We start from the raw sequence: 16,250 nt of genomic DNA on the forward strand, positions 1-16,250 counted from the left end.
GATCGGCAGCGGTTGCCCGAATGCGATCCGGCGTTCTGTAGCCATCTGGTACGCGCTGTAGGGGTAATGCCCACTGACTATGCGGGCATTACTCCGCGGGGGTGGCCTCCTGGGGCACGGCCGCCGCGCGCGCCGCCTCCGGCCCTTCGTTCAGGAGTACGACGAAGGCGTCCTCTTCGAGCACGGGAACCTTCAGCTGCATCGCCTTGTCGAACTTGGAGCCGGGGTTGTCGCCGACGACCACGAAGTCGGTCTTCTTCGACACCGACCCGGTCACCTTCGCTCCGCGCTGCTGCAGGGCCTCCTTGGCGGCGTCGCGCGTGTAGCCGGCGAGGGTACCGGTGACGACGACGGTCAGTCCGGCCAGCGGACGCGGACCCTCGTCCTCGGCGGCCTCCTCCTCCATCCGCACGCCCGCGGCCTTCCACTTGGCCACGATCTCGCGGTGCCAGTCCTCGGCGAACCACTCCTTGACGGACGCCGCGATGACGCCGCTCACGCCCTCGACGGCGGCCAGCTCCTCCTCGCTCGCCTCGGCGATCCGGTCGATCGAGCGGAACTCGCGGGCCAGCGCGACGGCCGCGACCGGACCCACGTGCCGGATGGACAGACCGGTCAGGATGCGGGCCAGCGGGCGCTGCTTGGCGGCCTCGATGTTGGCGAGCATCGCCTCGGCGTTCTTCTTCGGCTCGCCCTTCTGGTTGGCGAAGAAGGTGACGACCTTCGGCTCACCCGTCTCCGGGTCGCGCTTGGGCAGACCGGAGTCCGGGTCGACCACGTAGGACTTGACGGGCAGCAGTTCGTCGATGGTCAGGTCGAACAGGTCGCCCTCGTTGCGCAGCGGCGGCTCGGAGGGCTCCAGCGGCTGGGTGAGCGCGGTGGCGGCCACGTAGCCGAGGTTCTCGATGTCCAGGCACTTGCGGCCGGCGAGATAGAACAGTCGTTCGCGGATCTGGGCGGGGCAGGAGCGGGCGTTGGGGCAACGGAGGTCGATGTCGCCCTCCTTCATCGGGCGCAGCTCCGTCCCGCACTCGGGGCACTGCGCCGGCATCACGAACTCCCGTTCGGTACCGTCACGCAGGTCGGACACCGGGCCGAGGATCTCGGGAATGACGTCACCCGCCTTGCGCAGCACGACGGTGTCGCCGATGAGCACGCCCTTGGCCTTGACGACCTCCTGGTTGTGCAGGGTCGCGAACTCCACCTCCGAGCCTGCGACCGTGACCGGCTCCACCACCGCGTACGGGGTGACCCGGCCGGTGCGGCCGACGCCGACGCGGATGTCGAGCAGCTTGGTGTTGACCTCCTCCGGCGGGTACTTCCAGGCGATCGCCCAGCGGGGCGCGCGGGAGGTGGAGCCGAGGCGGCCCTGCAGCGGGATCTCGTCGAGCTTGACGACCACGCCGTCGATCTCGTGCTCCATCGAGTGCCGCACGGCGGGGTCGCCGTAGTGCGCGATGAACCGGCGCACCTCCGCCAGCGAGCCCACGACCTCGGCGTGCGCGGCGGTGGGCAGGCCCCACTCGCGCAGCAGCTCGTACGCCTGCGACTGGCGCTCGATGGCGAAGCCCTCACGGGCGCCCACGCCGTGCACGACCATGTGCAGCGGGCGGGAGGCGGTGACCTTGGGGTCCTTCTGGCGCAGGGAGCCCGCGGCGGCGTTGCGCGGGTTGGCGAAGGGCGGCTTGCCGGCCTCCACCAGGCGCGCGTTGAGCTCCTCGAACTTCTCCACCGGGAAGTAGACCTCGCCGCGCACCTCGACCAGGTCGGGGATCCGCTTGCCCTCGAGCTGCTCGGGCACGTCGCCGATGGTGCGGATGTTGGGCGTGATGTCCTCGCCGGTACGGCCGTCCCCGCGGGTGGCGGCGCGGGTGAGCCGGCCGTGCTCGTAGGTGAGGTTGACCGCGAGGCCGTCGACCTTGAGCTCGCACAGGAAGTGGTACGGCGTGCCCTCGCCGATGTCCTTGGCGATGCGCTCGGCCCAGACGGTGAGCTCCTCGTCGTCGAAGGCGTTGTCGAGGGAGAGCATCCGCTCGCGGTGCGCGACCTCGGCGAACTCCGTCTCGTACTGCCCGGCCACCTTCTGGGTCGGCGAGTCGGGGCTGCGCAGCTCCGGGTGGCGCTCCTCAAGCTCCTCCAGGGAGCGCATCAGCTTGTCGAACTCGGCGTCGCTGATGACGGGAGCGTCCTTCACGTAATAGCGGAAGCGGTGCTCCTCGATCTGCTCGGCGAGCAGGGCGTGCTTCTCCCGCGCCTCCGCGGGCGTGGTGCTCGTGCTCGTACTGCCCGCGAGCTCTTTGCCGTCCCGTTCGACCGCCACCGTCTCGTTCCTCCCGTTGCGCCCCCGAGCACCGTCACTCAGGGTTGTCTGCGAGTGATTTCGCCGCCCGGACGCAATGGGCGAGCACCGCGCGGGCATAGGCGGGCGAAGCGCCCGCGAGCCCGCACGCGGGAGTGACCACCACGAACTCGCTCAAAGTCCCCGGGGTCAGCCCCAGCCTGCGCCACAGCGTCCTGACACCCATGACGCTACCGGCAGGGTCCGACAATCGGCCGTCCACGCCGGGCACGACGCCCGCGAAGAGCGTGGTGCCGGCCTCCACCGCCTCGCCCAGCGCGTCGTCCTCACGCTCGGTGAGCAGCGAGAAATCGAACGACACGGCGTCGGCGCCCGCCCGGCGCAGCAGCTCGAAGGGCACGCCGGGGGCGCACGAGTGCACGACGAGCGGCGCCCCGGCCTCCTTCGCGACCGCCGCGAGCTCCCGCAGCGCGCCCTCGACGACGGCCCGGTCCACCGCCCGGTGGGTGCGGTAGCCGCTGGCCGTGCGCACGTGCCCGGCCAGCACGGCCGGCAGGGACGGCTCGTCCAGCTGCAGCACCGGCCGCGCGCCCGGCACCCGGCGGCGCAGGTCCGCCAGGTGGGTGCGCAGGCCCTCGGCGAGCGAGGCCGCAAGGTCCCGGCAGGCGCCGGCGTCGCTCAGGGCGGCCTCGCCGCCGCGCAGCTCCAGGGAGGCGGCGAGCGTCCAGGGCCCGACGGCGGAGACCTTCAGCGCACCCTCGTGGCCCTGGGTGAACTCCTCCAGAGCGTCGAGGTCCTCGCCCAGCCAGGCCCGGGCCCGCCGGGTGTCGCGCCCGGGCCGGTCGCTGATCCGCCAGCCGCTGGGCTCCACGTGCGCGTAGACGTCGACCAGGAGCCCGGCCGTCCGCCCGATCATGTCGGCACCCGGGCCGCGCGCGGGCAGCTCCGGCAGGTGGGGCATTGCCTCCAGCGACCCGGTGACGGTCTTCGCGGCCTCGCGCGCGTCCTCCCCCGGCATCGAACCGACGCCGGTGGCGGCCCCGGCGCCCCACACCTTCGACTTACTGTTCTCGCTGTTGTGGCTCACCGGGGAAGCCTACGAGACCCGGCGCCGGGGCCTGTCCGGCCAGGGCCCGTCCGGCGGATCCCCGCCGGACTCGGCCTCGGGTATGTGCGGCGGATCATGCAGTGTCCCGTAGGGGCGCGGGGCGGTGTCGATGTGCGGCTACCGCCGCGTGGGCGCGATCGGCCCGCGACGGGCCGCAGCCGACACGCCACCCCGGGGGCCGACTGCGGGCACGTCGTTGCTTGTCGCGCAGTTCCCCGCGCCCCTTGCGGGGCGCCGTGGTGGTGCGTGACGACGATCCGCCGGAGTCGGCCTAGCCCCCGGAGTAGCCCGGGCGCACCGACAGGTCGTGGACCTCCGCGTCGCGCGGCAGGTCCAGGGCGAGCAGCATGGTGGCGGCCACCGACTGCGGGTCGATCCACTTCTCGCCGTCGTACGCGGCGCCCTCCTGCTGGCGCACGCGCACCTGCATGGGCGTGGCCACGCGGCCCGGGTAGACGCTGGTGACCCGCACGCCGTTGGTGTGCTCCTCGGCGCGCAGCGAGTCGGCGAGCGCCTTCAGGCCGTGCTTGCTGGCCGCGTACGCGCCCCACTGGGGGTTGGCGCGCAGACCGGCACCGGAGTTGACGAAGACCACGTGTCCCTTGGAGATGCGCAGCTGCGGCAGCAGCAGCCGCGTCAGCTCGGCGGGGGCGACGAGGTTGACCGCGAGGGTGCGGTTCCAGGTCTTGGTGGTCAGCTCCCCCACCGCACCCAGGTCGGCGACGCCGGCGACGTGCAGCAGGGAGTCCAGCCGGTCGGGCAGCGCCTGGTGGCCCAGGGCCCACGACAGCCGGTCGGGGTTCTCCAGGTCGGCCACGAGGGTGCGCGCACCGGGGAAGCGCCCGGCCAGCTCCTTGGCCCGCCCGGCGTCCCGGGCCACGAGCCACAGCTCGTCCCCCCGCTCGTGCAGCCGCCGGGCGACGGCCTCGCCGATGCCCGACCCGGAACCGGTGATCAGATGTGTTGCCATGCCCCCAGCTTGCCCTAGTGGGGGGCCAGGGACTCCTCCAGGTACGCCATCGCCGCGGCGCCGTCCTCGGCGAAGAACACCAGGTCGGCCAGGGGGCGCGGCAGGAAGCCCTCCGCTTCCATCCGGCGGAACTGCTGCAGCAGACCGTCGTAGAAGCCGGCCGCGTTCAGCAGCACGACCGGCTTGTCGTGCAGCCCGTGCTTCTTCAGCTCCAGGATCTCGGTCGCCTCGTCGAGCGTGCCCGTCCCACCGACCATGACCACGATCGCGTCGCCCCGGGCGAGCAATTGGGCCTTGCGTTCGCCGAGGTCCTTGGCGATGACCATCTCGTCGGCGTTCTTGCGGGCCTTCGCCGCGAGGAACTCCACCGAGACCCCGACCAGCCGGCCCCCGTGCTCCTGCACGCCGTCGGCCATCACCTTCATCAGCCCCGACTCCGAGCCGCCCCACACGAGCGTGTGTCCTCCCTTGCCCATGAGTTCGGCGAACTCGCGGGCGGGGGCGGTGTAGCGGTCGTCGAGGTCGGCGGCGGAGCAGAAGACGGTGAGATGCATGGCATCACGGTACGCCGGGCGCACCACCCGCGCGCCCTTGCGCATATGACCCGTTTTCAGCCGCCCCAAGTAGCGGTTCGGAACCCGTTCCGTCGCGGGGGTGTCACAGAACGCCCCTGGATTTGGCGGGGTGTAAGGACGTTGTTAGCGTGACGTGCGCTCGTCAAGAGACGGCAAAATCCAGTCATCGATCCAGTCACTCCAACGGGGGAGTTCCAGCGTGAAGCTTCGTCACGTCCGCGCGGCCGCGGTCTTCGGCGTCTGCGTCGTGGCCCTGACCGGTGCGCGCGGCCACCACGGCGGCAGCTGCGGCGGGTCCAGCCACGGCAGCAGCCACCACTCGTCCTCCGACAGCGGCAGCACCTCGACGAGCGGCGGCACCACCGGGGGCTCCACGGGCAGCGACTCCTCGTCGGGCGGCTTCACCTCGGGCGGCACGGGCAGCGGCACCACCAGCGGCACGGGCAGCAGCGGCAGCACGACCTCCGGTTCCACCACCGGGGGCGGCATCGGCGGCAGCCGCACCGACGCCATGCGCGACATCAAGATCAACGACTGTGCCTACAGCGATCGCCTCGGCATCACGGCGAAGCTCAGCGCCACCAACAGCAGCGCGACGCTGAAGTACACCTACCGCCTCACGGTGCAGTTCACCGACCCCACGGGCAAGGTCACCGTCCGCAACCCGTCGATCCCCTACGTCTCCCCCGGCAAGACGGAGAACCTCGACGTCTCGACCCCGTACGTGCCCAAGGCGGGCTCGCCGAGCACCGGCGGCAAGTGCGAGGTCACCAACGTGACGCGGACGATCGAGCGCTGATCCCGCAGGGAACGCTAGCGGGCGGCCGCCGACGAGGTGGTCGCCCGCTCCGTCGACGCGATGGTCGCCGAGCCGACGACACGTGTGCCGTCGTACAGGACGATCGCCTGGCCCGGCGCCACGCCGCGCACCGGCTCCGCGAAGCGGACGTGCAGCTCGTCGCCGACGAGCTCCGCCGTCACCTCGGTCTCGCCGCCGTGCGCGCGCAGCTGCGCGGTGTACGTGCCGGGGCCCTCGGGGGCGACGCCGCACCAGCGGGGCTTGATCGCGGCGAGGGCGCACACGTCCAGCGCCTCGGCCGGGCCGACCGTCACCGTGTTGTTCACCGGCGAGATGTCGAGGACGTAGCGCGGCTTGCCGTCCGGGGCCGGGTGGCCGATGCGCAGGCCCTTGCGCTGACCGATGGTGAAGCCGTATGCGCCGTCGTGGGTGCCCAGCTTGGTGCCGGACTCGTCGACGATGTCGCCCTCCGCCCTGCCCAGGCGCTTGGCCAGGAAGCCCTGGGTGTCGCCGTCGGCGATGAAGCAGATGTCGTGGCTGTCGGGCTTCTTCGCCACGGCCAGACCCCGGCGCTCCGCCTCGGCGCGGATCTCTTCCTTCGTGGTGATCGTGTCACCCAGCGGGAACAGCGCGTGCGCCAGCTGGCGCTCGTCGAGGACACCGAGGACGTACGACTGGTCCTTGGCCATGTCGGAGGCCCGGTGCAGCTCGCGCGTGCCGTCCTCGTTGAGGACGATCGTGGCGTAGTGGCCGGTGCACACCGCGTCGAAGCCCAGGGCGAGCGCCTTGTCCAGCAGCGCCGCGAACTTGATCTTCTCGTTGCAGCGCAGGCACGGGTTGGGGGTGCGGCCGGCCTCGTACTCGGCGACGAAGTCCTCGACGACGTCCTCGCGGAAGCGCTCGGCGAGGTCCCAGCAGTAGAAGGGGATGCCGATGACGTCGGCGGCGCGGCGGGCGTCGCGGGAGTCCTCGATGGTGCAGCAGCCGCGGGCACCGGTGCGGAAGGACTGCGGGTTCGCGGACAGGGCGAGGTGCACGCCGGTCACGTCGTGCCCGGCCTCGACGGCGCGCGCGGCGGCGACGGCGGAGTCCACGCCGCCCGACATGGCGGCGAGCACACGGAGGCGACGTCCGTCGCGGGGACCTGAAGGTGCACCAGGGAAGTCAGTCATAGCCCTCCCAGGGTACGGGGTGCGCGGAACCGGACGACTGTCGCACGCGTGTCCGGTGCGGAGGGGGTGGGTCGTGGTGGGGACGGAACGGGAGAGGCGACCGGGCATCGACCGGCGCGGGCTGCTGATCGGGGCCGCGGGCGCCGCGGCGGCCACGGCGGGGTACCTGGAGCGGGACGAGCTGGCGCGGTGGTGGTGGCGGGTCACGGGACGGGAGAGGCCCCGGACCGACGGGGCCGTCGACCACCCGGGCGCCGAGTGGGTGGCCGCGTCCTCGGCGAACTGGCGGAGGGCCTCCCGCCCCGACGACTACGCGATCGACCGGATCGTCGTCCACGTCGTCGAGGGCGACTACGGGGAGGCCCTGCAGGTCTTCCGCGACCCCCTGCACAAGGCCGCCGCCCACTACGTCGTGCGCCGGGACGGACACGTGGCGCAGACCGTCCGCGAGCTGGACGTGGCGTTCCACTCGGGCAACCGGGCCTTCAACGAGCGCAGCGTCGGTATCGAGCACGAGGGGTACGTGGACCGGCCGGGCGACTTCACGGACGCGATGTACACCGCGTCCGCCCGGCTCGCGGCGGGGATCTGCGCCCGCTACGGGATCCCGGTGGACCGGGGGCACATCGTGGCCCACTCCGAGGTGCCGGGCACCGACCACACGGACCCCGGCCCGCACTGGGACTGGGACCGGTACGTGGGCCTGGTGCGGCGGGCGCGCGCGGCGGTCTAGGGACTGCCCGGCGGATCTTCGTCACGCGCCACCACGACGCCCCGCAAGGGGCGCCGTGATCACGCCCTAGCTCAGTCCCGCGCTGCGTGCGCGCTCGACCACCGGGCCGATCGCCTCGACGACCGCCGCGACGTCCTCGCCCGTCGAGGTGTGCCCCAGGGAGAAGCGCAGCGTGCCGCGCGCCAGGTCCGCGTCCGTCCCGGTGGCGAGTACGACGTGGCTGGGCTGGGCCACGCCCGCCGTGCAGGCCGAGCCCGTCGAGCAGGCGATCCCCTGCGCGTCCAGGAGCAGCAGCAGGGAGTCGCCTTCGCAGCCGGGGAAGGAGAAGTGCGCGTTGCCGGGCAGCCGCCCGGCCGGGTCGGGGTCGCCGCCGAGGACGGCGTCGGGGACGGCGGCGCGGACGCCCGCGACGAGCTCGTCGCGCAGGGCGCCGATCTCGCGGGCGAAGTCCGCGCGGCGTTCGGCGGCGAGGGTGCCGGCGACGGCGAAGGCGGCGACGGCGGGGACGTCGAGGGTGCCGGAGCGCACGTGGCGTTCCTGGCCGCCGCCGTGCAGCAGCGGTACGGGCGCGTACTGGCGTCCCAGGAGGAGGGCGCCGATGCCGTACGGGCCGCCGATCTTGTGGCCACTGACGGTCATCGCGGCGAGACCGGAGGCGGCGAAGTCCACCTCCAGCTGGCCGACGGCCTGGACGGCGTCGGCGTGCAGCGGAACATCGAACTCCGCGGCGACGTCGGCCAGTTCGCGCACCGGCATGACGGTGCCGATCTCGTTGTTGGCCCACATGACGGTGGCCAGGGCGACGTCGGCGGGGTTGCGGGCGATGGCCTCGCGGAGGGCGTCGGCGTGCACGCGGCCGTGGGCGTCGACCGGGAGGTACTCGACGGTGGCGCCCTCGTGCGTGGCGAGCCAGTCGACGGCGTCGAGCACGGCGTGGTGCTCGACGGGGCTGGCCAGCACGCGCGTGCGGGCCGGGTCGGCGGCGCGCCGTGCCCAGAACAGGCCCTTGACGGCGAGGTTGTCGGCCTCGGTGCCGCCCGCGGTGAAGACCACTTCGCTGGGGCGGGCGCCGAGGGCGGCGGCGAGGGACTCGCGCGCCTCCTCCACGGTGCGGCGGGCCCGCCGTCCGGCGGCGTGCAGCGACGAGGCGTTGCCGGCGAGCGGGAGCTGGGCGGTCATCGCCTGCACCGCCTCCGGAAGCATGGGGGTGGTGGCGGCGTGGTCGAGGTAGGCCATGGTGGCACCGATTCTACGAGGCGGGGTGCGCACCCGTGCGGGGCGTTCCCGGCCGCCTCGTCCCGCCCGGCGACGGCACCTCCTCCCCCTGCCGCTCGTACTGCCGCACGACGGCCGCCGCCATGCGGGCGAGGTCGTCGCGGACCTCCTGCGGGGCGACGACCTCCACGTCCGGGCCGTAGGCCAGCAGGGAGCGCGCGCCGCGCGGGTCCGGGAAGGCGAACTCCACGGTCGCCGGGTCGCCGTCGCCGGGCGGCCCGGTGACGAACCGGCCGAGGATCCGCAGCAGCATCTCCAGGCGGGTGCGGCGTACGAGGGCGGTGACGTGCAGGCCCGCGGGGCGCTGTTCGACCTCGCGGCGCAGGACGTCCCAGGCGTCGGCCAGCTCCACGCCGGGCCGGCGCCGTACGGGATCGTCCAGCACGGTCACGGCCTCGGTGCGGTCGGCGCGGTACAGGCGGGGGCGGCCGCGGTGGTCGGCGACGAGGTACCAGACGCCGGCCTTGGCGACGAGGCCGTAGGGGTCGACGGTGTACGCCCGGGGACGCGTGGTGCCGCTGTGGCGGTAGCGCAGGCGCAGCCGGCGGTCGGTGAAGACGGCGTCCTGCAGTTCTCCCAGCTCGCCGGTGGGGCCGGGGCCGGGCATCCAGCGGACGGGGTCGACGAGGATGCGCCGCCCGGTGGCCTCGGCGGCCGGGCGGTGCGGGGCGGGGAGCGCGGCCATGACCTTGCGCAGGGCGGAGCCGAGGGCGGCGTCGAGGCCGAGGGCGCTGTGGGTGTCCCCGGCGGCGAGGACGAACAGGGCGCGGGCCTCGTCGGCGGTGAGCCCGGTGACGTCGGTGCGGTAGCCGGGCAGGAGGCGGATCCCGCCGTGCCGGCCGCGCTCGGCGTAGACGGGGACGCCGGCGGCCGAGAGGGATTCGACGTCGCGGTAGACGGTGCGGACGGAGACCTCCAGGCGCTCCGCGAGCTCGGCGGCGGGCATGCGGTCGCGGTTCTGCAGGAGCAGGAGGATCGACAGCAGCCGGGATGATTTCACGCTTGTCGCACCTATTCGGGGTCCTGTGGAAAACCTGACGGCAGGTGTCAGCTTATGCAGGCATGCTCGTTCTCGGCCGAAGGAACGGCGACGGCGAATCCCAAGGCAGAAGACAAAAGGCAACGGGACCGAGACGAAGGAGCCTGCCATGCGCACCACCGACCCCCGCCCCCTGCTCGACCGCGCCACCGCCCAGGTGGCCGAGTTGATCGCACGGGTGCCCGCCGAGCGGATGGCGGACCCCACGCCGTGTACGGAATTCGACGTCCGCGCCCTGTTGGGGCACCTGGTCGCGGGGGTGCGGGCCGCGGCCGCGCTGGGCGAGACCGGCGAGCGCACGGGCCTGGTGCCGCCGGCGGACGTGCCGGACGACGGCTGGGCCAAGGCGTACGAGGAGGGGCGCGAGCGTCTGCTCGCGGCCTGGGCCGACGACGCCAAGCTGGAGGCGCCGATCAGCGTGCCGTGGGGCGAGATGCCGGGCCGGGCGTATCTGTTCTCGGGGTGCGTGCTGGAGTCGGCAACGCACGCCTGGGACCTGTCAATAGCCCTCGGTGGTCCCGTGGCGCTGGACGAGGAGCTCGCGGAGCGGGCTCTGGAGTGGGCGCACCGGTTCCTGCCGGCCGAGCGGCGGGGCGAGGGCGTTCCGTTCGAGCCGGTGCGCCCGGCTCCGGAGGGTGCGGACGCCTATGGGCGGCTGGCGGCGTGGCTGGGCCGTACGGTCTGACGCCCGCGCGGGCCCGGGCCAGCGGAACGTTACACCGCGCCGCTGCCGGTGGCCGGGTCCTCGGTGGCCGCGCTGCGCCGGTGCCAGGCACGGGGGGCGCGCCAGTTGTAGCGCATGGCCAGCAGGCGCAGGGAGAAGGCGGTAGCGGCGGAGATCATGCTGGTGGTGACGTTGAGCGCGTCGTAGTGGATGAGCAGGGCCGCCATGGTCGATCCGACCATGGCCGGCACGGCGTACAGGTCGCGGTCCCAGCGCAGGAGGCTGGGCACCTCGTGGGCGAGGACGTCGCGCAGCACGCCGCCGCCGACGGCGGTGGTGAGGCCGAGGCTGGCCGCGAAGGTCAGGCCGAGGCCGTGGGAGTGGGCCTTGACGGTGCCGGCGACGCAGAAGAGGCCGAGCCCGGCCGCGTCGAAGGCGTTCACGGCCTTGGTGATCCGCTCCACCTCGGGATGGAGGAAGAAGACGATCACAGTGGCGAGCAGCGGGGTGACGAAGTACCCGAGGTCGGTGAAGGCGGCGGGCGGCACGGCACCGATGATCAGATCCCTGATGAGCCCGCCGCCCAGGGCCGTGGCCTCCGCCAGCACCGCCATGCCGAAGACGTCGAAGTTCTTGCGGACGGCGAGGAGGGCACCGGAGATCGCGAAGACGAAGATCCCGGCAAGGTCCAGCGAGTGCTGGACGGAGGGGGTGAACAGATCGGTGAGCACGCGACATTCTTACTCGTCGGAGGCGATGCCCCGTCCCCGTCCCGAGGGGTGGGACGGCCCGTACCGGCGGGGAGCCGGGTCACTTCTTCGGCAGTGCGGGCTTGCCCGGCTGCGACAGCCAGGTGCCGAACAGGTCGCCGAGGTCCTGGTGGGAGACCGCTTCGGCGAGGCCGATGAACTGGGAGGTGCGCACGTTCCCGCCGCGGTGCAGCTTGGTCCACCGCGGCAGCAGCCGGAAGAAGGCCCGGTCCCCGATGCGCTCGCGCAGCATCTGCAGGGTCATGGCGCCCCGGAAGTAGACGGCGCGCGAGAAGAGGGTGTCGCGCTGCGGGTCGGCGATGTCGACCTTCCAGAAGGGGTCGTCGGCCTTGCGCTGGTTGTAGGCCTCCAGGAAGGACTGGTGGGCGCTCTTGTGCTGCTTGTGCTCCGCCCACAGCCACTCGGCGTAGGTGGCGAAGCCCTCGTTGAGCCAGATGTCCTTCCAGCGCTCGATGGACAGGGAGTCGCCGAACCACTGGTGGGCCAGTTCGTGGACGACCGTCGACTCGTCGCGCACGGCCGAGTAGACGGGCTTGCTCTGGGCCTCCAGCGAGAACTCCGCCTGCGGCATGTCGTCGACGACGGCCCCGGTCTCCTCGAAGGGATAGGGGCCGAAGAGGGCGGCCCAGTAGTCGGTGGCCTCGGCGGTGATGCCGTAGAAGTCGAGCTTGCCCTTGGGCAGTGCCGGGTCCGTGGCCACGTAGATGGGGATGCCGCCGGGGGTGGTGCCGCGGCGGACGTCGAACCTGCCGATGGTGGCGGTCACCGCGTAGGTGGCCATGGGCCTGGTCTCGCGCCAGTGGCTCACGGTGGTGCCGCCGCGGTCCTGGGTGGCCAGCAGCCGGCCGTTGGAGACGGCGGTCAGGCCCTTGGGGGCCCGGATGCGGATGTCGTAGGTCGCCTTGTCGGAGGGGTGGTCGCTGGAGGGGAACCAGGTGGAGGCCGCGTTGGGCTCGCAGGCGACGAAGACGCCGTCCTTGGTCTTCATCCAGCCGTACTTCGAGCCGAAGACGATGGGGCCGCTCATCGCCTGGGGTATGCCGCCGTAGACGACGGTCGTGGTGAAGGTGCGGCCCTTCTCCAGCGGGACGGCCGGGCGGACGCGCAGGTCGTCGCCGCTGCGGGTGAAGGCGGCCGGGAGGCCGTCCACCTCGACGGACTTCACTGCCAGCTGCTGCAGGTCCAGGTGGAAGGAGTACAGGCTCTGGACGGCCCGGGCGGTGATCGTGGTGCGGCCGTCCAGGCGCCCGGAGGCGGGGGCGTACTCCACGTCGAGGTCGTAGTGCCGGACGTCGAAGCCGCCGTTGCCGAGCCCGGGGAAATAGGGGTCCCCGATGCCGGGGGCCCCGGCCGTGGGCACGCCGTGGAGGTCGGGGGCCGCGTCGTCGTCGGGTGCGAAGGCCGTGACCGCGGTGGCGGCGACCGCCACCGCCAGGGCCAGGACCCGGATGGTCCGCCGGCGCCCGCCCACGGCGCGTATCAGACGGGCGGGGCGTATCAGACCGGCGGGGCGCATCAGGTGGGCCGGGCAGGCCCGGCGTATCGAGCGGGAGAGTGCCATGAGCCGTCCCTTCGAACCTGCCGGCCCGTGCGGCAAGGGGCCGGCTCCGCACCCTCCCCGCTCGCCTCGCTCGCCGCACTCACGTCCTCACCAACGTGGCACGGCCCTCACCCGGTCGCACCTTCCGTTACTGCGTCGGTGGGACCGGCGTCCTCCGGGGCGTTCTCCGGGTGGTGGCACGCCACCCGGTGGCCGGTGCGCAGCTCGGCCAGCGGGGGCTCCTGCTGCTTGCACACCTCCGTCGCCTTCCAGCAGCGGGTGTGGAAGCGGCAGCCGGACGGCGGGGAGATCGGCGAGGGCACGTCCCCCTTGAGCAGAATGCGTTCCCGCTTGGCGCGCCGCTTGGGGTCGGGCACGGGCACGGCCGACAGCAGCGCCTTGGTGTACGGGTGCATGGGGCGCTCGTACAGCGAGCTGCGGTCGGTCAGCTCCACGATCTTGCCGAGGTACATCACGGCGATGCGGTCGGAGACGTGCCGGATGACCGACAGGTCGTGGGCGATGATCACGTATGTCAGGCCCAGCTCGTCCTGCAGATCGTCCAGGAGGTTGACCACCTGGGCCTGGATGGAGACGTCCAGGGCGGAGACGGGCTCGTCGGCGACCACCAGCTTCGGCTTCAGGGCCAGGGCCCGGGCGATGCCGATGCGCTGCCGCTGGCCGCCGGAGAATTCGTGGGGGTAGCGGTTGTAGTGCTCGGGGTTCAGGCCCACCAGCTCCAGCAGCCCCTGCACCTCCTTCTTCACCCCGCCCTCGGGCGCGATGCCCTGCAGCCGGAAGGGTGCGCCGACGATGGTGCCGACCGTGTGCCGGGGATTGAGCGAGGAGTAAGGGTCCTGGAAGATCATCTGGACGTCGCGGCGCAGCGGCCGCATGCCGGAGACGCCCAGGTGGCTGATGTCGCGCCCCTCGAACTCGATCCTGCCCCCGCTCGGCTCTATCAGCCGGGTGATGAGCCGGCCCATGGTCGACTTGCCGCAGCCGGACTCCCCCACCACGCCCAGGGTCTCCCCCGAGCGCACCTCGAAGTCGATGCCGTCGACGGCGCGCACGGCGCCGACCTGGCGGCGCAGCAGGCCCTTGGTGATCGGGAAGTGCTTGACCAGGCCCTCGACCTTCAGCAGGGTCTCGGGGGCGGCGGGCGCCTGCTGTTCGGGGATCGTCATCTGGTGGTCCTTCACAGCTTGGGCGCAATCTCTTCGGTCCAGATCCGCAGGCGCTCCTCGGGCGAGAGGTGGCAGGCGGAGTGGTGCGGCCGGCCGTCGTCGGTGCCCGGCACCAGCTGCAGCTCGGGCCGCTCGCTGCGGGTGATGCCGTCCTTGGGAAGATCGGCGTACGGGCAGCGGGGGTTGAAGGCGCAGCCGGGTGGCACGTTGATCAGGCTGGGCGGGGAGCCCTTGACCGGGATCAGCCGCTCGGTCTGGGCGCGGTCGATGCGCGGCATGGAGCCGAGCAGACCCCAGGTGTAGGGGTGCTGGGGCGAGGAGAAGACCTTCTCGGCCGGTCCGCGCTCCACGCACCGCCCGGCGTACATCACCAGCAGGTCGTCGGCGAGCTCGGCGACGACGCCGAGGTCGTGGGTGATGATGACGACCGCGGAGCCGAACTCCTTCTGCAGGTCCCGGATGAGGTCGAGGATCTGGGCCTGGACGGTGACGTCGAGGGCGGTGGTCGGCTCGTCGGCGATGAGCAGTTCGGGGTTGTTGACCAGCGCCATCGCGATCATGGCGCGCTGGCGCATGCCCCCGGAGAACTGGTGCGGGTAGTCGTCGACGCGCCGGTCGGGCTGGGGGATACCGACCCGGTCGAGCATCTCGATCGCCCGCTTGCGGGCGGTCTTCTTGTCGACGTCGTGGTGGGTGCGGTACGCCTCGACGATCTGGGAGCCAACCGTGTAATAGGGGTGCATGGCCGACAGCGGGTCCTGGAAGATCATGGCCATCTTCCGGCCGCGCAGGGTGCGCACCCGGTCGGGGTCGGCGGCGATGAGCTCCTCGCCGTCGAGCCAGACCTCGCCGGAGATCCTGGCCCGGGCGGTGCGGTGCAGGCCCATGACGCCGAGCGAGGTGACCGACTTGCCGGAGCCGGATTCGCCGACGATGCCGAGGGTGCGCCCGGCGCGCACGTCGAAGCTCACGCCGTCGACGGACTTGACCAGGCCGTCGTCGGTGTCGAAGTGGATGCGCAGGTCGCGCACGGAGAGGAAGGCTTCGGCGTGCTCGCTCACGAGTACCTCACCCTGGGGTCGATGGCCGCGTAGACCAGGTCCACCAGCAGGTTGCAGACGACGATGAAGAAGGCGGCGACCAGGGTCACGCCCATGACGATGGGCAGGTCGTTCTCGGTCACTCCCTTGACCGCGTACTCGCCGATGCCCTTGAAGGAGAAGACCGACTCGGTGATGACCGCACCACCGAGCAGCAGGCCGAAGTCCATGCCGAAGATGGTGACGATGGGGGTGAGGGCCGAGCGCAGTCCGTGCCGGACGACGACCTTGCGTTCGGTGAGGCCCTTGGCTCGGGCGGTGCGGATGTAGTCCTCGTTCATCGTCTCCAGCATTCCGGCGCGGGTGAGCCGGGCGTACAGGGCGGAGTAGAGGAAGGCGAGGCTGCACCAGGGCACGAGCAGATTCCAGGCCCACTGGGCCGGATCGTCGGAGAAGGGGACGTAGTTGATGCCGTGCCAGATCTCGACGTCGACCGTCAGGACGTTCAGGGCCAGCATGCCGGTGAAGAAGATCGGCAGCGAGACGCCGGCCAGGGCCACGCCCATGAAGAAGCGGTCGAGCAGGCTGCCCCGCTTGAGCGCGGAGAGCACGCCGATGGCCACGCCGGTGACGACCCAGATCACCGCGGCGCCGATGGCCAGCGACAGGGTGACGGGGATCCGGGAGGTCAGCTGCGGCCAGACCTCGACGTGGGTCTTGAAGGAGTAGCCGAAGCACGGGGCCGAGCAGTGTGCGGCGTCGGGGCCGAACCTGTAGTCGGCGCCGACCACGATGGCCTTGATGAAGTGCCAGTACTGCAGGTAGAGCGGTTGGTCGAAGCCGAGGTTCTTCTTGACCGCGGCGACGGTGTCGGGGTTGGCGTCCTTGCCCACGTACTGGGTCGCGAGCTGGTCCATCGTCTGCCCGGCGATGCGGGGGACGAGGAAGAAGATCGCGAAGGTGACTGCGCTGACCACCAGCAGCAGCAGTACCGCGGCGAACAGGCGTCGGATGATGTACGCAGCCACAGTTGTGCGGCGCCGGGCGCGCCGGACCGGAAGGCGGGCCTTGCCGGTCCG

General features: G+C 72.2%; 15 protein-coding genes. 3 read left to right on the forward strand and 12 right to left on the reverse strand.

Translation table 11 applies throughout. The annotated features are described in order from the left end of the window. Positions 1-88: 88 nt before the first annotated feature. The 4 genes from ligA to AB0K17_RS12300 form a co-directional block, all read right to left on the reverse strand. Positions 89-2,320, reverse strand: a complete 2,232-nt coding sequence (gene ligA, locus AB0K17_RS12285) for an NAD-dependent DNA ligase LigA (RefSeq protein WP_365968064.1) — start codon at positions 2,318-2,320, stop codon at positions 89-91. Between the two features lie 34 nt (positions 2,321-2,354). Continuing rightward, entirely contained in the window at positions 2,355-3,386 is a 1,032-nt protein-coding gene (locus tag AB0K17_RS12290) for a methionine synthase (protein ID WP_365982895.1), read from the reverse strand. A 292-nt stretch (positions 3,387-3,678) separates the two neighbouring features. Next, a complete protein-coding gene (locus AB0K17_RS12295) occupies positions 3,679-4,377 on the reverse strand; it encodes an SDR family oxidoreductase (RefSeq protein ID WP_365982896.1) in 699 nt (232 codons plus the stop codon). Positions 4,378-4,391: 14 nt separating this feature from the next. Then, positions 4,392-4,931 carry a TIGR00730 family Rossman fold protein gene (locus AB0K17_RS12300; RefSeq protein WP_365982897.1) on the reverse strand — a complete coding sequence of 180 codons (540 nt, stop codon included), beginning with the start codon at positions 4,929-4,931 and terminating at the stop codon, positions 4,392-4,394. 220 nt (positions 4,932-5,151) lie between these two features. Between AB0K17_RS12300 and AB0K17_RS12305 the strand changes: the two genes are divergently transcribed. Next, on the forward strand, positions 5,152-5,751 hold the full coding sequence (locus tag AB0K17_RS12305; RefSeq protein ID WP_365982898.1) for a hypothetical protein: 600 nt from the start codon (positions 5,152-5,154) through the stop codon (positions 5,749-5,751). Positions 5,752-5,765: 14 nt separating this feature from the next. On the opposite strand, the gene mnmA is transcribed toward AB0K17_RS12305, so the two are convergent. After that, a complete protein-coding gene (gene mnmA / locus AB0K17_RS12310) occupies positions 5,766-6,923 on the reverse strand; it encodes a tRNA 2-thiouridine(34) synthase MnmA (RefSeq protein ID WP_365982899.1) in 1,158 nt (385 codons plus the stop codon). Between the two features lie 73 nt (positions 6,924-6,996). Between mnmA and AB0K17_RS12315 the strand changes: the two genes are divergently transcribed. Next, positions 6,997-7,656: an N-acetylmuramoyl-L-alanine amidase gene (locus AB0K17_RS12315; protein WP_365982900.1), complete on the forward strand. Its 660-nt coding sequence runs from the start codon at positions 6,997-6,999 to the stop codon at positions 7,654-7,656. Positions 7,657-7,722: 66 nt separating this feature from the next. Here the strand turns inward: AB0K17_RS12315 and AB0K17_RS12320 are convergent, their stop codons facing one another. Together AB0K17_RS12320 and AB0K17_RS12325 are read right to left on the reverse strand one after the other, a co-directional pair. Further along, positions 7,723-8,892: a cysteine desulfurase family protein gene (locus AB0K17_RS12320; RefSeq protein ID WP_365982901.1), complete on the reverse strand. Its 1,170-nt coding sequence runs from the start codon at positions 8,890-8,892 to the stop codon at positions 7,723-7,725. A 13-nt stretch (positions 8,893-8,905) separates the two neighbouring features. Then, the gene (locus tag AB0K17_RS12325) at positions 8,906-9,931 is read right to left on the reverse strand and encodes a YafY family protein (protein ID WP_365982902.1); all 1,026 of its coding nucleotides are present in this window, start codon (positions 9,929-9,931) and stop codon (positions 8,906-8,908) included. A 148-nt stretch (positions 9,932-10,079) separates the two neighbouring features. On the opposite strand from AB0K17_RS12325, the gene AB0K17_RS12330 reads away from it, so the two are divergent. Further along, entirely contained in the window at positions 10,080-10,655 is a 576-nt protein-coding gene (locus AB0K17_RS12330; RefSeq protein ID WP_365966654.1) for a TIGR03086 family metal-binding protein, read from the forward strand. Positions 10,656-10,684: 29 nt separating this feature from the next. Here the strand turns inward: AB0K17_RS12330 and AB0K17_RS12335 are convergent, their stop codons facing one another. The 5 genes from AB0K17_RS12335 to AB0K17_RS12355 form a co-directional block, all read right to left on the reverse strand. Continuing rightward, a complete protein-coding gene (locus tag AB0K17_RS12335; protein ID WP_365982903.1) occupies positions 10,685-11,365 on the reverse strand; it encodes a trimeric intracellular cation channel family protein in 681 nt (226 codons plus the stop codon). A 79-nt stretch (positions 11,366-11,444) separates the two neighbouring features. Beyond that, positions 11,445-12,920, reverse strand: a complete 1,476-nt coding sequence (locus AB0K17_RS12340; protein WP_365982972.1) for a M1 family metallopeptidase — start codon at positions 12,918-12,920, stop codon at positions 11,445-11,447. Positions 12,921-13,072: 152 nt separating this feature from the next. Further along, positions 13,073-14,131 (reverse strand): dipeptide ABC transporter ATP-binding protein, encoded by a 1,059-nt coding sequence (locus AB0K17_RS12345; RefSeq protein ID WP_365982904.1) that lies wholly within the window; start codon positions 14,129-14,131, stop codon positions 13,073-13,075. Positions 14,132-14,142: 11 nt separating this feature from the next. Beyond that, complete coding sequence (locus AB0K17_RS12350) at positions 14,143-15,192, reverse strand: ABC transporter ATP-binding protein (RefSeq protein ID WP_365982905.1); 1,050 nt, start codon at positions 15,190-15,192, stop codon at positions 14,143-14,145. After that, entirely contained in the window at positions 15,189-16,199 is a 1,011-nt protein-coding gene (locus AB0K17_RS12355) for an ABC transporter permease (RefSeq protein WP_365966649.1), read from the reverse strand. Before AB0K17_RS12355 ends, AB0K17_RS12350 begins: the two co-directional genes overlap by 4 nt. Positions 16,200-16,250: the final 51 nt, after the last annotated feature.

The organism is Streptomyces sp. NPDC049585, from assembly GCF_040675615.1.
GTDB lineage: Bacteria > Actinomycetota > Actinomycetes > Streptomycetales > Streptomycetaceae > Streptomyces > Streptomyces luteosporeus.